Below are 18,017 nucleotides of genomic sequence, written 5' to 3' on the forward strand. Positions count from 1 at the left end.
TTTCCTCCACACGGACGTGCACCCAGATGACGCTCGCACTCGCTAATGTCTATGCGAATCGAACCACCCAGATAATAAAGAGCACAATCATGACGATTTGCAAAATAATTTTCATCACCGTACTTGTGAACAGTCCCACCACGGAACCAAAACCAACTTTGGTCGCTTTGGAAGGAGATGATCCTCCGATAAGTTCCCCAATAAAGGCACCGAGGAATGGGCCTAGTACAAGCCCGAACGCCGGGATGACAAATGGACCAATGATTACACCAATCGTACTTAACGTGGTGGATAGTTTGGAACCGCCGAATTTCTTAACGCCCCAGGCGCTAACGACATAGTCAGCCACGAACAGCACAACGACGATCAAAATCTGAGTAATCCAGAACCATACACCAAACGGGTCAAAACTAAAGAACCATCCATAGACCAGAAATGCGAAGAATATCGCTACAGCACCCGGTAAGATTGGATAGACGGTTCCCGCCATGCCTACTGCAAACAGAAGTACAATTAAAATCCAACCAACGGTTGCGAGCAAAGGTTACTCCCCCTTTAAAATATGTTCACGGATGACTTCAACGATGCCATCTTCATTATTGCTCGCCACAATGAGATCTGCCGCTTCTTTCACTTGCTCCTGGGCATTCCCCATAGCTACGCCTAGACCTACAGCTTCAATAACCGCTAGATCGTTCAAGCTATCGCCGACCGCGACTACCTCAGACATCTCAATGCCAAGCAACTTACACACTTCAGCTACACCGCTCGCTTTGGATATGCCTGCCGGGTTAATCTCAATATTTACAGGTGAAGAATTCGTCATCTGCAGACCGCCAAGTTCCTGTAGTTCCAGCATGATCTGGTGACGCACTTCGTCAATCTCAGTGGTATATCCGAACTTCAGCCATTCCAAGCTTTCGATATTGTCTGTCCAGCGATCACGGTTGAACAGCTCTTCCACGGAGTATGCCCAGTACCAGCTATTATATTTCTCCCCAATCTGTTGCAGCTTGCGGATTAATGACGGATCCATCAGATGGCGGAAATGTAGATCATTCGGAGCTTTCCACACTTCACTACCATTCACGGTAATCATCGGCGTCTCTAAACCAAGCTGTACCGCATAAGGCATAGCATGGAATACCGCTCTTCCTGTAGATAGACATACATGTACGCCGCGACGCATCGCAATTTTGATCCATTTGGACGTTTCCTGTGTAATCTCATGATTATCATCTAGCAATGTTCCATCCATATCAAGTGCTAGCAATTTGTATTTCAGTTCACTCATGTTGTATTCCTCCTCAGTTGTCTCTCTTTATTCCCATCCAACATACTTTCACACAAAGATCGCCCGGTATCCGCACAAGCGGACGCCCCGGACGTCACAGCTAACGACATTTTACCACAGATCATCCATATGCAACAAAATAACCAATATGAATCAATGTAAACATCATGAAGCTATGAAGCTGTCATCCTATAGAAGAAATACGATGAATGACATGAGTTAAACCAGGTGTTCAGAGTCAGATCTCGTTTCCTCCGCAACAAAAAAACGCCTGCATTAGCAGACGTTTGAACTCTTTTTATCTAAAGTTATCTTCATCATTAACGTGTAGCAAATTTACGGCGAGCATAACGGAAGATAATCCCGTGTTTCGGAGACAATAGCAGCGCGAGTACAAATAAAATACCGGCAACCGCCACCATGCACCCTGCAATGGAAGCATCCAACATATAAGCCATGATGTAGCCTCCAACCGAGGAAGCAGCTCCAACCAGCACGCTGTACAGAATCATTTTGCCAAGTCGATCGGTTAACAGATACGCTGTTGCCGCGGGTACAATCAACATACCTACAACGAGAATAGAGCCCACACTTTCAAATGAAGCCACAGACGTCATGGAGACAAGTCCCATGAGCAAGTAATGGAACACCACTACAGGAATACCACAGGCAGCCGCCAGTGCTGGATCGAAGGCACATAGCTTGAACTGTTTATAGAACAGCCCAATAACCACCAGGATGACCAACAACGTAATTCCCAGCATCCATACTGCTCTGGGTCCAACATCCGTACCACCTATCATCAGTGTATCCCACTGCACATAGGCAATCTCGCCAAATAGGACGCAGTCCAGATCCAAGTCAATATGCTGAGCATTCAGACTGATCAAGATGACACCTACTGCGAATAGAGCCGTAAATACAATACCGATGGAAGCATCGGATGATAGCCCCCCGGACTGTAGACTCTGGATTAAAAATACAGTTAACAAACCAAAGATCGTTGCACCGAGTAACATCCATAACGAATCTCTGGAGCCACTCCACAAAAAGGCGATTGCAATACCGGGAAGTACCGCATGACTAATGGCATCTCCTACTAGTGCCATCCGACGCAGGATCAGAAAACAACCCAAAATTGCGCAAGCTGATGATACCATAATTGCCGTTAGAATAATCCAAAACGTAGCCATTACACATCCCCCCGTTCTTGCTGGCCATTTCGCTGAGCAGAGAGTGTCTGAACGGCAGCATGCTCTGTTCTCAAGTATGCTGACCTGGCTTGAATACTTCGCAAGCGACGAGCAAGTAATCCTCGGCGCGGAGCGAGTAAGGCAGAGCCTGCGAACAAAACGGTCGCCGCTAGTACAGTCACAGGACCTGTTGGAAGATTCGGAACCATTGTACTGAATACCGTACCCGTCGCACCACTTAGGGCTCCAAATAAACCTGCGAGCACTACCATTAATGCGAGGGAATCTGTCCAGCAGCGTGCTGCTGCAGCCGGAGTAACCAACAGAGCAGCTACAAGAACCACACCTACCGCCTGTATGCCTGCAACAACCGCAATAACAGTCAATAGTAGGATAAGCTGTTCTAGCATAGCGACAGGCAATCCCATACCTCTAGCAAAGCCGGGATCGAAACTCACCAGCTTGAACTCCTTGAACCATACGAGGCAAGCGATTAACAATACCAAGCAAACGCCGCCCATCACATACACGTCCGTCATGACCATGGAAGCTGCCTGACCAAATAAATATTTGTCGAGTCCACTCTGACTTCCACCCGCGCCTTGCTGAATACGAGTCAACATTACTGCGCCAATTCCAAAAAATACAGTAAGCACGATCCCCATTGCCGCATCCTGTTTAATGCGGGAATACCTTGTAATCCACGAAATACCAAACGTAGCTATAATTCCAGCAACGAGAGCACCAAACAGAAAGAGTCCAACCGATTTAGTCTCTGTCAACATAAAGGCAATACAGATACCTGGCAGAGCTGCGTGTGCAAGTGTATCACCCATGAGACTCTGACGGCGTAGAAAGGTAAAGGAACCGATGATACCACTGCTGAATCCCAGTAATAAACATCCGAGAAGTATCCAGCGTGTGTTCGGATCCGTCAGAATGGAAAGTACCCAGTTCCACATGTCTTACACCTGACCTTTCTCCGCCCGACTTCCGATCATCGCGATCCGACCTCCGTACGTCTCTTGCAAGGTATCCGGTACAAATACTTCATGAGTAGGTCCACCTGCTACAAGTCGTCCGTTTAACAACAGCACATGGTCAAAATACTCCTCCACCGTTGCCAAATCATGATGTACAACAAGCACAGTCTTTCCTTGTTGCTTCAACTGCTCCAGCAAAGATATGATCGCCTTTTCTGTTGTTGCATCAACCCCGGCAAACGGTTCATCCATAAAATATAGATCTGCATCCTGAACCAGCGCGCGTGCGAGAAATACCCGTTGCTGCTGGCCGCCAGAGAGCTGGCTGATCTGACGGTACATATAGTCGCCCATGCCGACCTGCTCTAAACAATGGGCTGCCAGATCACGTTCCTTCTTGCCTGGGCGACGGAACCAACCCAGATGACCATAACGTCCCATCGTCACCACATCCAGCGCATGGGTAGGGAAATCCCAATCCACTGACTCCCTTTGCGGAACATACCCGATCCGTCTCCGTTGCTCACGATAGGATTGCCCGAAAATACGTACATCCCCATGCATTTTGGGAACCAGCCCGAGCACTGCTTTGATTAAGGTTGATTTACCTGCTCCATTGGGGCCGAGAATTCCGATGAGCTGACCTTCCGGAATATCAAAGGATACTCCGCTTAGAACAGGTTTCTTATGATAAGCGACTGCCAAATCTCTCACACTGAGAGGAGCTGTTGCAGACTGTTTTTCCTGTTGAGCATGATTGTTCGTCATGCCATGAAGAGAATTTTTAGATGATGTTAACTTGTTCATTCACGTTCCACTCCTCTCTTGATCCTTCTTCCATCACTTCAATGCCTCGACAATGGTCTGGATATTATGCCGAATCATACCGATATATGTGCCTTCCTCCGTACCTTCAGCACCCATGGCATCCGAGAACAATTCGCCGCCAATGGTGACCGTATGTCCTTTTTCCGCCGCTCCAGCAATAATAGCTTCCATCGCTTTTGCAGGTACACTCGACTCTACGAACACAGCTTTGATCTGATTCTCTACAAGATAATCACGCAGTTCACTGACATCTTTTGCACCATATTCCGCTGCTGTGCTGATCCCTTGCAGTCCCATGACGTTCATGCCATAAGCCTGCCCGAAGTATCCAAATGCATCATGGGCGGTGACGAGCACTCGACTTGCCTCCGGAATTTCTTGAATCTGCTGACGAACCTCTTCGTCCAATGCTTTTAATTGGGTTAAGTATTCCTCGGCTTGAGCTTGATATTGTTCCTCATGCGTTGGATCTGCCTTAATCAACGTATCGCGAATCGACTCTGTCGCATGAATCCAATGACCGACATCAAACCAGACATGAGGGTCGTATTCGGTACCACCCGTTTCTTTACCAGAACGCAATTCTTCAACAGGGATATTTTCAGTTACAGCTGTAACGATTTTATTATTGGACATCTTCTCCAAAATATCTGTCATCTTACCTTCCAGATGTAATCCGTTATACAAGATCACGCTCGCTTGCTCTAACTTACGGATGTCTCCTTGGGAGGCCTTATACAGATGGGGATCTACTCCTGGTCCCATTAATCCGGTAACGTCAACATATGCTCCGCCTACCTCACGTGCGACATCCGCAATCATTCCAGTCGTTGCTGTTACTTGCACTTTCCCATCACTGCCGGTCTGCGCCTCACTTGAACAAGCAGTAAGTACCATAATTAACGCCAACGCCGCAAGTGTAATAAACCCTCGTTGAATACTCCTCATCTTCACCATTAACAATCTAGACAACCCCTTTCCTTCTCCTAAAATATTTGTCCACATCTAATTTTGTTGTACAAGGTATTAAAATTTAATCTAAGCTAATAATGTTTCCCTTGTGCAAATTTTATCCGATGAAAAATAAAAAGGCAAGGGAAAATTTCCCCTGCCTGTCCTACATCAGTTGTAAGCCGTCTATTTAGGCTCATGACCTCGAATGTATCTTTCACACGTTTTCCTACCACGGAGGAATCTTTATTTCCTCCAAACCTTATTGTTGCTCAGCATCCTTCTTACCTTTGGGAATGCCGTTTAGACCATACACTTCGTCGTAGGCATCAAAGATTTTGCGGGCAACTGGAGCGGCACTAACCGAACCAAATCCCCCTTCGGGTACAACGACTGCTACCGCAAGTTTTGGATTATCCCGTGGTGCAAAAGCGATAAACACGCCATTTTCCTTTTTATTCGGCCCCGTGCCTTGCTCCGAGGTTCCTGTTTTCCGAGCAAAATCATAGGCAAATCCATCAAATGAGCTTACCTTTGTCACCATCCCGCGGTGTACCTCATTCCAATATGCATCCGCAAACTCGACCTCGTTTAATACTTTGGGTTGGATCTTCTTGACCACATTACCATCCGCATCACGGATCTCCTTCACCAAATGTGGCTCCATCCGCTTACCTTTATTGGCAAGCATCGTCGTATATTGGGCAAGCTGAAGTGTGGTGTACTTCGCTTGTTGGCCGAATGATGCAAAAGCCAAACGCGTCAGCCCAGATTCATGATCCTCCTTGTATTCCAATCGTCCCAAGAACTCACCAGGTAGATCTACACCCGTAGATACGCCAAGGCCAAAATCCTTCATGTACTCATCCCACTTATTAATACCTTCTACCGAGCCATACTTATTCAGTAATCGTTTACCCACCATATCAATCATGAAGGCATTCGATGATTTCTCAATGGCTCGTCTCGCCGTGATGTGCCCATTGTATGCGGAATGTGAGTTTTTCACTTGTCTTCCGTCTTTCCCTAAGATTGCATAACCCTGATCAAAATAGGTCTGTCCAGCTGTAAACAGCCCTTCCTTCAAGCCGATCAATACACTGAGCGGTTTGATAACCGATCCAAGTAGTACAACGGATTCTGCTTTCTTTCTCGAATCGTCCGGTGGGAAAGAAGCCATCGTTCCGTTACGATACACAAACTTAATTTTGTCATAATCCCAATCGTTTGGATCATAGTCCGGCATGCTCGCCATGGCTACGACATTGCCCGTATCCACTTCCATCGCTACTGCATAACCAGTAACCGCTTTAGGCAGTCTGCGCAGTTCATCGGTGATAGCCTCCTGTGCTGCCAGCTGAACTTCCTTATTAATCGTGGAGATCAGGCTATAGCCCTTCTGCGGCGGCGTCTGCTCCATCGCACCCTCTGGCAAATTACGGGCATTGATGTCGATCGACTGGTAACCACTGCGTCCCCGAAGCACTTCCTGATATTGAAATTCCAGACCGTCTACCCCAACATTCTCCTGCTGGGTATAGCGAAGCCCAGGGTCACGCTCCGTCGCTTCAGCCTCACCAATTTTTTTATACTTTTCTGAGTTTTGCTGTTGTCCCTTGAACTCTCTCGTATATCCAATGGCCTGAACGGCAACTCCATCAGGATCATATCTTCGTACGTTCTCCTCCAGTACCATCGCCCCTGGATACTCTGCTTTTTTTTCCATGAAATAAGCAATTTCTTGCGTATTCAGATCCGACTTTACGAGCCTTGGCGTATATCCATGCGCCTTCTGGGATTCAAGATCCAAGCGTTTAATAATCTCTTCTGCATCCGGTTGCTCCGGATCTCCTGGGTTAAACTGTTGGAACACACCTGCCAGATCATCAGCTAACTCCCGCGCTTCTTCTTGCCTCGCTCCTCTACTGTAGTCCTCATATAACATCACATACAGAGACTGTACAGGCACGGAATATGCCAATGCCACTTCTCCGGTCGCATCATAGATTGGTCCACGCACGGGTGCAAGTGGAATATCCTTCGTGTTACGGCTCGTTTCCATGTAGGTGAGCTCAGGCCCCTCAACAAATTGTACAAAGGCTAACCTAAATATCAGGATGCTAAATATGACAAAGGCTGCGAAAAAAAACATATTAAGCCTTGCGCTCGATAGCTTATTAACAGGTGGATCTTCCGTAACCATTTTGCTCTTTTTCCATCGGTTAAACATGTATTAAGCCTCTCCGTTCCTACGTTCATATTCGCTGTTCTTCTATGAGTTTATCAAAGGTAACCCACAATGTCCCCCAAATATTGGTTACATTTTCGTCATAGGTGAATAGATCGCATAAATTGGTAATACACCAAATAACTAACAACATGAACAATCTCAAAAACAGTCTTACATGCGCTATGTCTTTAAGTCCACTTCACCGTAACTGTTGTAGAATTGGACGATATCAAAAATAAAAGAGGCTCCCTAGAGGGAACCTCTTAATACTAACTGATACGTAGTTACTGCGTATCCGTTTCATCATTTTGCTTTTTCTTCGGAACTCCGTCCAGTCCAAACTCCTCATCATACGCATCGAAGATTGCACGTGCAACAGGTGCTGCACTGCTTGAACCGAAGCCCCCTTCGGGGATAACAACAGCTACTGCAAGCTTAGGATTGTTGCGAGGAGCATAGGCAATAAATACCCCGTTATCAACATTTTTACCGCCGACAACCTGCGTGGAAGTACCTGTTTTCCTTGCAAAATCATACGGGAAGCTACTAAAGGCCGAAACCTCTGTTGCCATACCGCGCTGCACTTCATTCCAATAGGCATCATTGAAATCTACAGTACTCAGCACTTTCGGCTTGATCTTCTCTACAATGTTACCTTCCGAATCCCGGATCTCACTCACTAATTGAGGCTCCATCCGTTTTCCTTTGTTAGCTAGCATCGTTGTATATTGAGCAAGCTGCATGGCTGTATATTTACCCTGTTGTCCAAAGGAAGCATATACAAGTCGAGTAAGCGAACTTTCGTCATCATTGTTGTAATCCTTAAGACCAGCATATTCGCTTGGTAGGTCAACGCCCGTTTTTACGCCTAGTCCGAATTGTTCCATGTACCCATTCCACACATCAATACCTTTGGCACCATAACGACTATATAAGTTTTTACCGATCTCATCAATCATAAATGTGTTAGAGGAGTGACGAATGGCATCACGAGGACGTAGCAGACCGTACACGTGACCGCCTGAGTTCTGCACTCTACGATTATCTCCACCAAACGTCGTTGAACCCCTGTCCGGGTAGACTGTGTTTGTTGTAATAAAGCCCTCTTTCAAACCGATCAGCACACTAAGTGGTTTGATCGTGGAACCGAGCAATACAACCGATTCCGCCCTCTTTCTGGAGTCGTCTGGTGGGAATCCTCGAATCGTACCATTTAAATAGACATACTTAATACTATCGTACTGCTCATTCGTAATACTTCCGGTTCTCCATACGTTGGTATCGTAATCTGGCATACTGGCGGCAGCCACAACTTTACCAGTGTCTACTTCCATCGCAACCGCATACCCCGTTTTGGCATTAGGGTGCAACTTACCCGACACCGGATTACGGTGAAGCCAACTGAGCTGATCCAATATCGCTTGCTCTGTCTTCACTTGAACATTTTTGTTAATGCTGGCAATCAGATCATAGCCTTTCTCGGGAGGGGTCGTCCCCGCTACACCTTCTGGCAAGTTCCGCAAGTCCACGTCCACCGAGTTATATCCGCTCTTACCACGCAGAGCATCCTGGTATTGAAGCTCAAGTCCATCGAAGCCTACAAACTCATTCTCTGTGTATACGAGACCTGGATCCTTCTGTGTTTTGTTCGCCGCGTCAATCGCTTGATATTTGTCGAGTGATTTGGAACTTTTGAATTTCTTCAAATAACCAATTGTCTGAACAGCTACAGTATCTGGGTCATAGTATCGTACACTTTCCTCCACAATCTGGATGCCCTTGAACTCATCCTTATGCTGGAGGAAATAAGCGACCTCCTCTTCGGACAGATCACTCTTAATCAAACGTGGCATAAACCCATTGGCTTTACGCGAATTCAAATCCATCTCTTCGATGATATTTTCCACGGTAAGTGATTCAGAGTCTTTGGTTTTGTATTGCTCAAACACATCATGAAGCCGAGTAGCGATATCTTCCGCTTCTGGCATATACGGACTCGGTTTTCCACCTACGTCGCCATAGTTTTTATACAGCGTTAAATATAATGATTGAATTGGCTTCGAATATGCCAGCTTCACCTGACGTGTTGAATCGTAGATCGTACCCCTCACCGGAGCAAGGGGAACATCCTTCGTAATGTTGCTGGCTTCTTCTTGACTGAGTTCTGGCCCTTCAACAAATTGCAAAAACGCCAAACGTACAATAATTACGCTAAAAATAACAAAGGAAACGAAGAAAAATACGTTAATACGGTAACTAAAACGCCGTTTATCCGTAAATTCATCCTTCTCTTTTGAATGATTGTTCATTCATCCTACCTCTTTCATGACTTGGTGCATACCGTGTAAAACGAACTTACTCACGGCATGATAACTTGGCAACGTCGTCATATCCGGATCATGCCCGGTGTATTGTTATGTTGTCTGATCTTTCAGATGGGTATCGGCAAAATTCGGAGGATTGAACCAGTCACCACTCACTGCCCATGTCGGGTCCAGTGGAATCCAGCTCTGGGAATCACTCAAATAAATCTCGTTCCATGCATGTGGGCCGTAACCGCCCTGTCCATTATAGCCAAGACCTGTTACAACCTTAACCTCAAGCCCTTGTGATCGAGCCATCACCGCGTATAAGCGGGCATAGTCGATGCACACACCCTTACGCGTATCAAACGTATTTTGCGGCGTTTGCTCATGCCAAATGCCTTTTTGTTCATAATCGTCTACTTTGCCGTAATCATACTCGATTCGTGAACCTACCCAATCATACAGCGCCCGCGCCTTCTCTTCCTCCGCGGACTTGCCTTGCACAATTTCCTGTGCCGCAGACTCGATGTCAGCCGGGATATTATGATCAATAACATCATACTTCCGCTGTAGAATACCACCCAGTTCTTTCTGCACAGCCTGGGTAAATACAGGGAGCTTGTCCTTGATCAGATTGCCGGACAATGGCTCAATCACAGATTTGGCTCCTTGCATGTAGATCGGTGAAGCCTCCACGTAACGACTGAACATGCTGCCTGGATAGAGGCTCACAATCATGAATAAAATGGCAATGACAATCATCCCCCGTGCAGAGCCGATAATCGCACCAATGATTGCACCGGTTACACGGCTAAAGAAGCCTTTCGGCCAGCTCTCCTGATCTGCCGAATCATTCCTTTTATAAAAAAAGGACGAAAGAAACCCGAGAATCAACCGGATAAATCCATAGCTAATAACGAATAACACAGCGAACCGCATCAACGGAAAATCAGCAATGGCTGTAACTAATGTATAATACATCTGCTCCCAGCGATTCAAATCTCGGTTAGGGATCGTCCCGGCATACGTAGACAGCCATTGCTGAACATATGGCGCCAGCCATAACGTCAGACCAACAGACAGCAGAATACTGATGACCACCATAATACCATCCATGAGGAAACCAAATAGTCTGCCTGCGGAACGCGATGCTCCTCTAGACCACCCTTGCAGCAATGAAGCTGCCACAATTAACAACAGCACAATGGTGATACCGTTGAATTCCCTCAGGCTGTCCAGCCAACTTTGCAGCACGAATTCATTCCCCCTTTACTAAGAAGCTGGAGTTCAAAAAGGACGGTGTTCAGTACCGAGAAGATGGAATAAAGCTAGAAATGGAGTAGCGGAGCGTAGATCAAACTACGTGAGCAACTACATGTTTCCGAAGGAAACAAGCTTCGTAAGCATCCCGCTTATTTCGGCTGAATTCCATATTCGACGCTGAGATGCCGCAAGGCATCCCTCGTAATCAACATCGGTCTTTTTGAACAACCTCTAAGAAGCTGGTGCTGTTACGTTCCCTTTAGCTTTATCAACAAAGGTACGTATCGTTTCGTTGTCCAAATTCCATTCTCCCAGGGAGATCCCGCGAAGCACGACATTAACTTTGTCCGAGCCTGCAGTGCCTTTAATCTCTACATTGGGACTTGTAATAGTGAATTCTCCATTCTGTCCTTTGGCATAGGTCGCCTTAGACGCTTCGTTCACCATAAGGTTCGTTGCTTCTTTCTTCAATGTGTCCATCGTACTGCTTTGAACATCCGTTACCGTCTGTTTGATCTGGTCAATGGAGATACCACTGTATATCAGTAGAGCCGCAATAATGATGATGGCAATCGCCCATTTCAATACCGTTTTGACGACATTCAGAACAAAGAACAAAATGATCAATGCGACAACGATCACAAGCCAGTTCTGCATCACAAACTCTTTAATTACTTCTATGTCCATGACTACACCTTCCGAATTAGAGTTGAGTACACACTTCCCGAATATTATACATGATTTCCGAACCTGCTGTCAGCTAAGCCTATATGTGCAAAAATAAAGGGTCTAAGTTCGTCCCTCCGGGCGTACAAGTAGTACCATGAGGTTCTGCGTGATATACGCGAATACCATGATACACCACCGATGAACATGCATCGTTTAACAAGGAGGGGCTTTTGTGAAAACGGCCATATGGCTCTATTTATTTTTGTTTCTTGCTGTTTTTGATCTGCATGCCCAGTATCCAATCCTGACGCCATTCGCGATTTCGCTCGGGGCAGCTCCAACATTCATCGGTTGGATGATGGGCATCTACTCCTTGACTCATTTACCTGGTAATCTCATTGCTGGCACGCAAATCGACAAACACGGTAGCCGCCGCTACATTGTGTTCAGCCTGTTAGGTGCGGGCATCATTCTGCTCATTCAAGCCCAGATCCACACCCCCTGGCAGCTGCTCGCACTTCGCTCCATCAGCGGGTTTGTGCTCGCCTTTCTATCTCCTGCCTGTCTAGCTCTGCTAGCTCAGTTGTCTCGTGATCCGGTTATCCAGGGCAAGTATATGTCTGGTCATGGTGTAGTGCATACACTCGCATCCGTTGTATCTCCCGCGGCAGGAGCACTCATCGTAGGTAGTATGGGATTTTCGGCAACCTTTGCAAGCCTTGGTTATTTGCTCATTCTGACAGGTGTTATCGCCTTTTTCTCCATGCCCAAAGGGTTAATTGAGCCACAGCCTGAGAAGGTAACTGAGCCTGCCCAGCCAAGTCATTTACCTGAGAGCAAAAAGGTGTTTCTACCCGTATCCTGGCGTTATTTTGCGTTGCCACTTGTCATAGCTTGTGCCCAAGGTATCCTGTTCTTTGAACTGCCTCTTCGAGGAGGCGGCCATTCCTCCATCATGTCTACAGGACTTCTATTTTCCATCATTAGTATCGGAGCCTTATTTACATTGAGTATGTTATTTCTTAACCGATATTCACCTAAGCTACGTGTAACCGTAGGTGTATTGTTGATGTCCCTTTGCTTCTTCGCCTTAGCAGCTATTCCTCAGTTGCCTTTGCCCACTGTCCTGTTTGTACTCGGGATGTCCAAGGGCATCACGTTTCCTGCAATGGCAACCCTGTTTATTAGGCTAAGCGGTGGCAACAAGCTAGGTCGAATTTTCTCTCTGCAATCCATCGCAACATCCATCGGATCATTCATTGGTCCGATCGCAGCTGGACAGATTCGTGTGGGAGTCTCTCCTTATTTTATCGGATTCATCTTATTGATGGTTGGTATTCTTCTGCTTCCTTATTTCACTTCCAGACGAGAAGCTTCATTGTCAGCGTCTGACCCCAAGAGTGTTTTGGGTTAATATGATAATAGACGTTTATTTAACATAAATCCCTGCAAGAGTTTGTTTTTTGCTAGTCCTTTGCATCATTCCCCTATTTACAGCTACACTATATATGATCCGTCGATTTCCGCGACAACATTTCCCGGGGAATGTCGACACAAGCTCTCGAACAAGAGGTGAATATGATGCCTATTCATGTCATCGTGGAAGGTAAGAATGATCGTAGCAAACTCAAACGATTGGTTGGGCCTGAGATCAACATTTTGTGTACGTTTGGAACACTGAATTCCTTAAAGCTTGAGACGCTTAAAAAGCAGGTTGGTTATGATGAAGTCTATCTGTTTATGGATAATGACAGCTCTGGCAAGAAGATCAGAGGCGTTCTGCGGGATGCTTTTCCGGATGCGGAGCAGATGTACACCAGACGTGGTTATGCGGGGGTAGAAGGAACACCGGATGAATACATCATTGCTCAGTTAGAAAAGGCGGGATTAGAGGCATATATTCAATATCCTGAACAGCCGTCATTTTAAATATGCCCAATACAAAGAGGCACCTGCTCAGATCTGTGTTTGATCTGGGCGGTGCCTTTGATTGTTATACATTTCATGAGATACCCCCGTACCCCACCAGCTCATTGCTTACTCCTTCATTAGATTGCGAATATCTTCTGCGATTACAGCTGGATCAACATCGTTTGTAGCGCCTGCACTGTAAATCTTACGCAGTTGATTATTTCGATCCACCAAACCAATCAGGTTCATATGTGCAAAGTCATCTATAGTCTCACCCTCAATCAGAATCTGAAAGGATTCTCTGGCGAATTTCTTCGTCTCTTCCATATCCCCGCGGAGGAAATACCAACCGTTATAGTCGGCATGGAAACGATCGGCAAATTCCTTAATCTTCTCCTTCGTGTCCACCTCTGGATCAAACGATATGGATACAAACGAAGCGTCATTGCCAAATGTGTCGTCCTCTTTCAACAGATCTTGCACTTGAGAAAGCGTAAATGTCGTTATCGGGCATACATCTGGACAACTGGTGAAATAAAAGTAGAATAAACGGACTTTCCCTTGAGTATCCTCAAGCGATACGGTGTTCCCATCTACATTTTCCATAGAAAAGGATTGGATTTCTCGAATTTCGGGTAATTTCTCCTTGCCTGCAAACAGATTCCCCCACATCAGATATACAACCATAACGAGTGCTAATGCGAGTAATATCCATGTCCATATATACTTTTTGAACATAATCCTCTTCCTTTCTCCCTTGTCGTTACAATGAAGACGCATACATAGGATGAAATAAAATGGCTTAAACTTTGTTCTTGCTCCCCATAAGTAATCACGTTGATAAATGACGGCCTATTCCTTAATTATGTATGTCGAGAAAATCCACCTATTGTAGAGCACTCTACTATTGTACATGTTCTTCTGTAACATGCCTACGAAACTTTTTGAACATGCCGCTTGAAATGGTTAAGCCGTTCCTCTCTTTATCCGATATAAAGTTTATCACAGAAAATTCCAAAGGAATTAGCGATGCTTGTACAAATATCGAACAAAAAGCATATTAATTTGGCCTTTGTTTTGCAGTTGACCTGTTTTGCTTCTTGGCAGACGGATAATATACACTATAGATGGGTATCACCTAGATAGAGAATGATTAGAGGTTGTTCAATTAGTTTGACGAGAACGATCTACACAACAAAGGAGACGTTTATGGATACTTCTACACATTTTGTCATGGGCATTGGTTTGGCTGGGCTAGCTTATGTTGATCCTGTTGTAGCCTCAAGCCCCATGCTTGCAGCAGCGGTAATGGTCGGTACGATCGCTGGCTCACAAGCCCCTGATATTGATACTGCGCTGCGTCTCAAAAGTAATTCCCTGTATATTCGAAATCATCGTGGGATGTCCCATTCCCTGCCGTTTCTCCTGTTATGGACATTGCTCATTACAGGTGTAATCGCATTGATCTTCCCTGGTGTCGCTATTGCACATGTTGCCATATGGACGGCTGTGGCGGTCTGTGTACACGTATTTACGGATCTGTTCAATACGTATGGTACCCAAGCGGCGAGACCATTTACGGATAAGTGGATCGCGTGGAATATCATTCATATTTTTGATCCGTTTCTGTTCGGTTCACATGTCGTAGCAATCTTGCTCTGGGCTTTTGATGTTGTAGCACCTGCTCCATTGTTCGTCACGCTATATATCATCATCGGCTTGTATTATATTTGGCGGATTATTGCGCACGCACAGGCTGTCTCTAAGATAAAACGAATGGATTACAGTACAGATGCTATTCGTTATGTCGTTATACCCACCATATCCTGGAATCGTTGGCATGTGGTGAAGCGTTATGCAGATGATCGCTATGAGATTGGAAAATTAGATCGTTCTGACCTGACTTGGAATCTGCAAGCTTCTTCGTCTACTCATGCAGCGGTAGCTGCTTCTCGTCAGTCACCTGAGGTGCAAGCATTCCTGTACTTCACATCGTATGCTGTAGCTGAGGTTGAGGAATTACCTGCCGGATACAAAGTCCGCTGGGCAGATGTCCGTTATCGACACCGCAAACAATATCCATTTGTCGCTGTCGTTGTCATGGATCGAAATTTTGAAACCATCGACACGTATGTGGGCTGGTTAAGTGACGAAAAAATGGATAAAAAACTTTTGTCGGCACGCTCTTGACGAAAGTGTGCCAAGAAGGGCACAATCAAGATAGGAACTAAACCGCGCGAAAGCCCGGAGCATTCCGCTCCGGGCTTTCTGGTTGTTGCTGTTTGGTTATGATGAATTATTTGCCAGACCCAGCCAGAGACTGCTCAGCGATTTGTACCAGACGTTTGGTAATATATCCACCCAGAGATCCTGTCTCACGGGAAGTGTAGTTACCATAGTAACCGTCTTGTGGAATAGTTACACCCAGTTCCTGTGCAGCTTCCATTTTCAATTGTTGCAATGCTGCAGTTGCTTGAGGTACCACCAAGTTGTTAGAAGAACGAGATCCTTGAGCCATATTTTAAATCTCCTTTCAATCTGTGTCTGTAATGTAATGCAAGCTTGCAAGATTATTATGTCTCGCACGCTTCAGGTTATACGGAGATTCATTAAATCTTATGATGGAGGTTTTTTCCAATGAGCAAAGGTCTATCCTTATGGTTTGCATTCTCTTCCATTGTTTTGTTAACGGTTACAGCAATTGCGATGTCGTACTCTGGCTGGCTGGCCGCGTTAGGATTTATTTTGTCCATGGGTAACATCGGTTGGGGCTTTGTCATCCGCGCCAAAAAAGAACGTCGCGAACTCCAGGCATCAACGGGTTCAGCTTCTTAATTCTGTGTTTTTGAGCAAAGTCTTATATACTCTAGTCAAACAACAAAAGAGGAGCCTATGGCTCCTCTTTTGGCTATATCTAAAACTCATTGCTCTATATCGTTGGATTCAAATATGACTTACTACCGTGCACGTCTTGGTACAAAGCCCATACGTTCTTTAACATCATTAAGTGTTTTGGAAGCTACTTCTTCTGCCCGACGAGCGGAAGCATCGAGAATATCAGTTAATTCGCCAGATTCGCGAATCTCACGATATCGTTCTTGTAATGGCTCAATGACGGAAACGACAGCCTCTGCCAATCCTTTTTTGAATGGACCATACATCTGGCCTTCATACTGATCGGCAACCTGTTGAAGAGTCATGCCAGCACATTCCGCGTAGATACTCATAAGATTGCTCACTTCCGGTTTATTCGCCGGGTCATACACGACTTCACGTCCTGAATCTGTTGTGGCACGACTGATTTTCTTGCGAATCTCTGCCGGTGTGTCCAGAAGAGCGATATAACTGCCTGCATTCGGATTACTTTTACTCATTTTGGAGGAAGCATCATCCAGCGACATTACACGCGCACCCACTTGTGGAATGTACGGATCTGGAATGGTGAAATACTCGCCATAGCGGTGATTGAAGCGTCCAGCAAGATCACGTGTAAGCTCCAAATGCTGCTTCTGATCCTCACCTACTGGAACAAGGTCCGCATTATATAGCAGAATGTCAGCTGCCATTAGAGACGGATATACAAACAGTCCTGCTCCAACCGAATCTTTGCCTGAAGACTTATCCTTGAACTGAGTCATACGCTCAAGCTCACCCATAGAAGTGAGTGTTGTCATTAACCATCCCAACTCAGCGTGCTGAGGCACATGAGACTGCAAAAATACGTTGGACTTGGTCGGATCAATGCCAGCTGCAATAAACAGTGCAGCTACTGCCTCGGATTGCTCACGGAGTGCAGCAGGTTCCTGAGATACAGTAACGGCATGAAGATCCACTACCATGAAGTGACACTGATAATCATGCTGCAGCTTCACAAAATTTTTGATCGCACCAATGTAGTTACCAAGCGTAAGTTTACCACTCGGCTGAATTCCAGATAATACAGTTTTCATAAAAGTAATGCCTCCTCGAATTTAGCTCTGACCCGGTTAACTCCGGGTAGATCATGTATTCTCCGCGGACGCAAAAAGATCCCACGCCCGCAAGGGACGTGAGACCGTGGTGCCACCCTTATTCGTGTCCCTTGATAAGTAGATTCTCTGTACTTACGCACATCGATTCAACAACAAGAAACACCTTCATTGTTCCGTAACGTGGAATATACGTCAGAACCTACTGCGGGATAGAGCCAACATCAGCTACCCGGTTCAACTCCGCACTCAAGGGGCCATTCGGCAAAGAGTTCACACCGGTTCACATCACCCACCGGCTTTCTGAAGAGAGTGCCCTCCACTTACTTATCCCTATCATCGCTTTAAGCAGTTGTTTAAAAAGTCCTTTTTAAACAGACATTTTCAAGTTATTCAACTTGTAAATAAACCTATATCTGAA

The 18,017-nt window shown here is 45.8% G+C and carries 17 protein-coding genes and 1 other annotated feature; of the genes, 4 read left to right on the forward strand and 13 right to left on the reverse strand.

Going from position 1 to position 18,017, the window contains the following annotated elements; all coding sequences use genetic code 11:
- Positions 1-49: 49 nt before the first annotated feature.
- The 10 genes from MH215_RS23610 to MH215_RS23655 form a co-directional block, all read right to left on the reverse strand.
- A complete protein-coding gene (locus MH215_RS23610) occupies positions 50-490 on the reverse strand; it encodes a DUF456 domain-containing protein (RefSeq protein ID WP_056702865.1) in 441 nt (146 codons plus the stop codon).
- A gap of 54 nt (positions 491-544) precedes the next feature.
- The gene (locus MH215_RS23615; protein WP_239293585.1) at positions 545-1,294 is read right to left on the reverse strand and encodes a Cof-type HAD-IIB family hydrolase; all 750 of its coding nucleotides are present in this window, start codon (positions 1,292-1,294) and stop codon (positions 545-547) included.
- Between the two features lie 320 nt (positions 1,295-1,614).
- Complete coding sequence (locus tag MH215_RS23620; protein WP_239293586.1) at positions 1,615-2,487, reverse strand: metal ABC transporter permease; 873 nt, start codon at positions 2,485-2,487, stop codon at positions 1,615-1,617.
- A complete protein-coding gene (locus tag MH215_RS23625) occupies positions 2,487-3,449 on the reverse strand; it encodes a metal ABC transporter permease (RefSeq protein WP_239293587.1) in 963 nt (320 codons plus the stop codon). The genes MH215_RS23620 and MH215_RS23625 overlap by 1 nt, the downstream gene beginning before the upstream one ends.
- A gap of 3 nt (positions 3,450-3,452) precedes the next feature.
- Positions 3,453-4,238, reverse strand: a complete 786-nt coding sequence (locus MH215_RS23630) for a metal ABC transporter ATP-binding protein (protein ID WP_239293664.1) — start codon at positions 4,236-4,238, stop codon at positions 3,453-3,455.
- A gap of 72 nt (positions 4,239-4,310) precedes the next feature.
- A complete protein-coding gene (locus tag MH215_RS23635; RefSeq protein WP_275446312.1) occupies positions 4,311-5,255 on the reverse strand; it encodes a metal ABC transporter solute-binding protein, Zn/Mn family in 945 nt (314 codons plus the stop codon).
- A 256-nt stretch (positions 5,256-5,511) separates the two neighbouring features.
- The gene (locus MH215_RS23640; RefSeq protein ID WP_481857482.1) at positions 5,512-7,479 is read right to left on the reverse strand and encodes a peptidoglycan D,D-transpeptidase FtsI family protein; all 1,968 of its coding nucleotides are present in this window, start codon (positions 7,477-7,479) and stop codon (positions 5,512-5,514) included.
- 284 nt (positions 7,480-7,763) lie between these two features.
- The gene (locus MH215_RS23645) at positions 7,764-9,788 is read right to left on the reverse strand and encodes a peptidoglycan D,D-transpeptidase FtsI family protein (protein WP_239293588.1); all 2,025 of its coding nucleotides are present in this window, start codon (positions 9,786-9,788) and stop codon (positions 7,764-7,766) included.
- 105 nt (positions 9,789-9,893) lie between these two features.
- The gene (locus MH215_RS23650; protein WP_239293589.1) at positions 9,894-11,039 is read right to left on the reverse strand and encodes a transglutaminase domain-containing protein; all 1,146 of its coding nucleotides are present in this window, start codon (positions 11,037-11,039) and stop codon (positions 9,894-9,896) included.
- Between the two features lie 240 nt (positions 11,040-11,279).
- Entirely contained in the window at positions 11,280-11,735 is a 456-nt protein-coding gene (locus tag MH215_RS23655; protein WP_239293590.1) for an ATPase, read from the reverse strand.
- Positions 11,736-11,949: 214 nt separating this feature from the next.
- On the opposite strand from MH215_RS23655, the gene MH215_RS23660 reads away from it, so the two are divergent.
- Positions 11,950-13,131 carry an MFS transporter gene (locus MH215_RS23660; protein WP_239293591.1) on the forward strand — a complete coding sequence of 394 codons (1,182 nt, stop codon included), beginning with the start codon at positions 11,950-11,952 and terminating at the stop codon, positions 13,129-13,131.
- A 167-nt stretch (positions 13,132-13,298) separates the two neighbouring features.
- The gene (locus MH215_RS23665; protein ID WP_056702325.1) at positions 13,299-13,646 is read left to right on the forward strand and encodes a toprim domain-containing protein; all 348 of its coding nucleotides are present in this window, start codon (positions 13,299-13,301) and stop codon (positions 13,644-13,646) included.
- Positions 13,647-13,754: 108 nt separating this feature from the next.
- Here MH215_RS23665 and MH215_RS23670 read toward each other — a convergent pair whose 3' ends face one another.
- Positions 13,755-14,366 carry an SCO family protein gene (locus tag MH215_RS23670; RefSeq protein WP_239293592.1) on the reverse strand — a complete coding sequence of 204 codons (612 nt, stop codon included), beginning with the start codon at positions 14,364-14,366 and terminating at the stop codon, positions 13,755-13,757.
- A 471-nt stretch (positions 14,367-14,837) separates the two neighbouring features.
- On the opposite strand from MH215_RS23670, the gene MH215_RS23675 reads away from it, so the two are divergent.
- Positions 14,838-15,818: a metal-dependent hydrolase gene (locus MH215_RS23675; RefSeq protein ID WP_239293593.1), complete on the forward strand. Its 981-nt coding sequence runs from the start codon at positions 14,838-14,840 to the stop codon at positions 15,816-15,818.
- 106 nt (positions 15,819-15,924) lie between these two features.
- On the opposite strand, the gene MH215_RS23680 is transcribed toward MH215_RS23675, so the two are convergent.
- Positions 15,925-16,146 carry an alpha/beta-type small acid-soluble spore protein gene (locus MH215_RS23680; protein ID WP_056702318.1) on the reverse strand — a complete coding sequence of 74 codons (222 nt, stop codon included), beginning with the start codon at positions 16,144-16,146 and terminating at the stop codon, positions 15,925-15,927.
- Positions 16,147-16,265: 119 nt separating this feature from the next.
- Here MH215_RS23680 and MH215_RS23685 point away from each other — a divergent pair, with 119 nt between their 5' ends.
- A complete protein-coding gene (locus tag MH215_RS23685) occupies positions 16,266-16,463 on the forward strand; it encodes a hypothetical protein (RefSeq protein ID WP_239293594.1) in 198 nt (65 codons plus the stop codon).
- 122 nt (positions 16,464-16,585) lie between these two features.
- Here the strand turns inward: MH215_RS23685 and trpS are convergent, their stop codons facing one another.
- Positions 16,586-17,578, reverse strand: coding sequence for a tryptophan--tRNA ligase (trpS, locus tag MH215_RS23690; RefSeq protein ID WP_239293595.1), 993 nt, complete (start codon positions 17,576-17,578; stop codon positions 16,586-16,588).
- Between the two features lie 89 nt (positions 17,579-17,667).
- Positions 17,668-17,945: a binding site (T-box leader), on the reverse strand.
- Between the last annotated feature and the right edge of the window lie 72 nt (positions 17,946-18,017).

The organism is Paenibacillus sp. ACRSA (assembly GCF_022346845.1).
In the GTDB taxonomy this organism is placed as follows: domain Bacteria; phylum Bacillota; class Bacilli; order Paenibacillales; family Paenibacillaceae; genus Paenibacillus.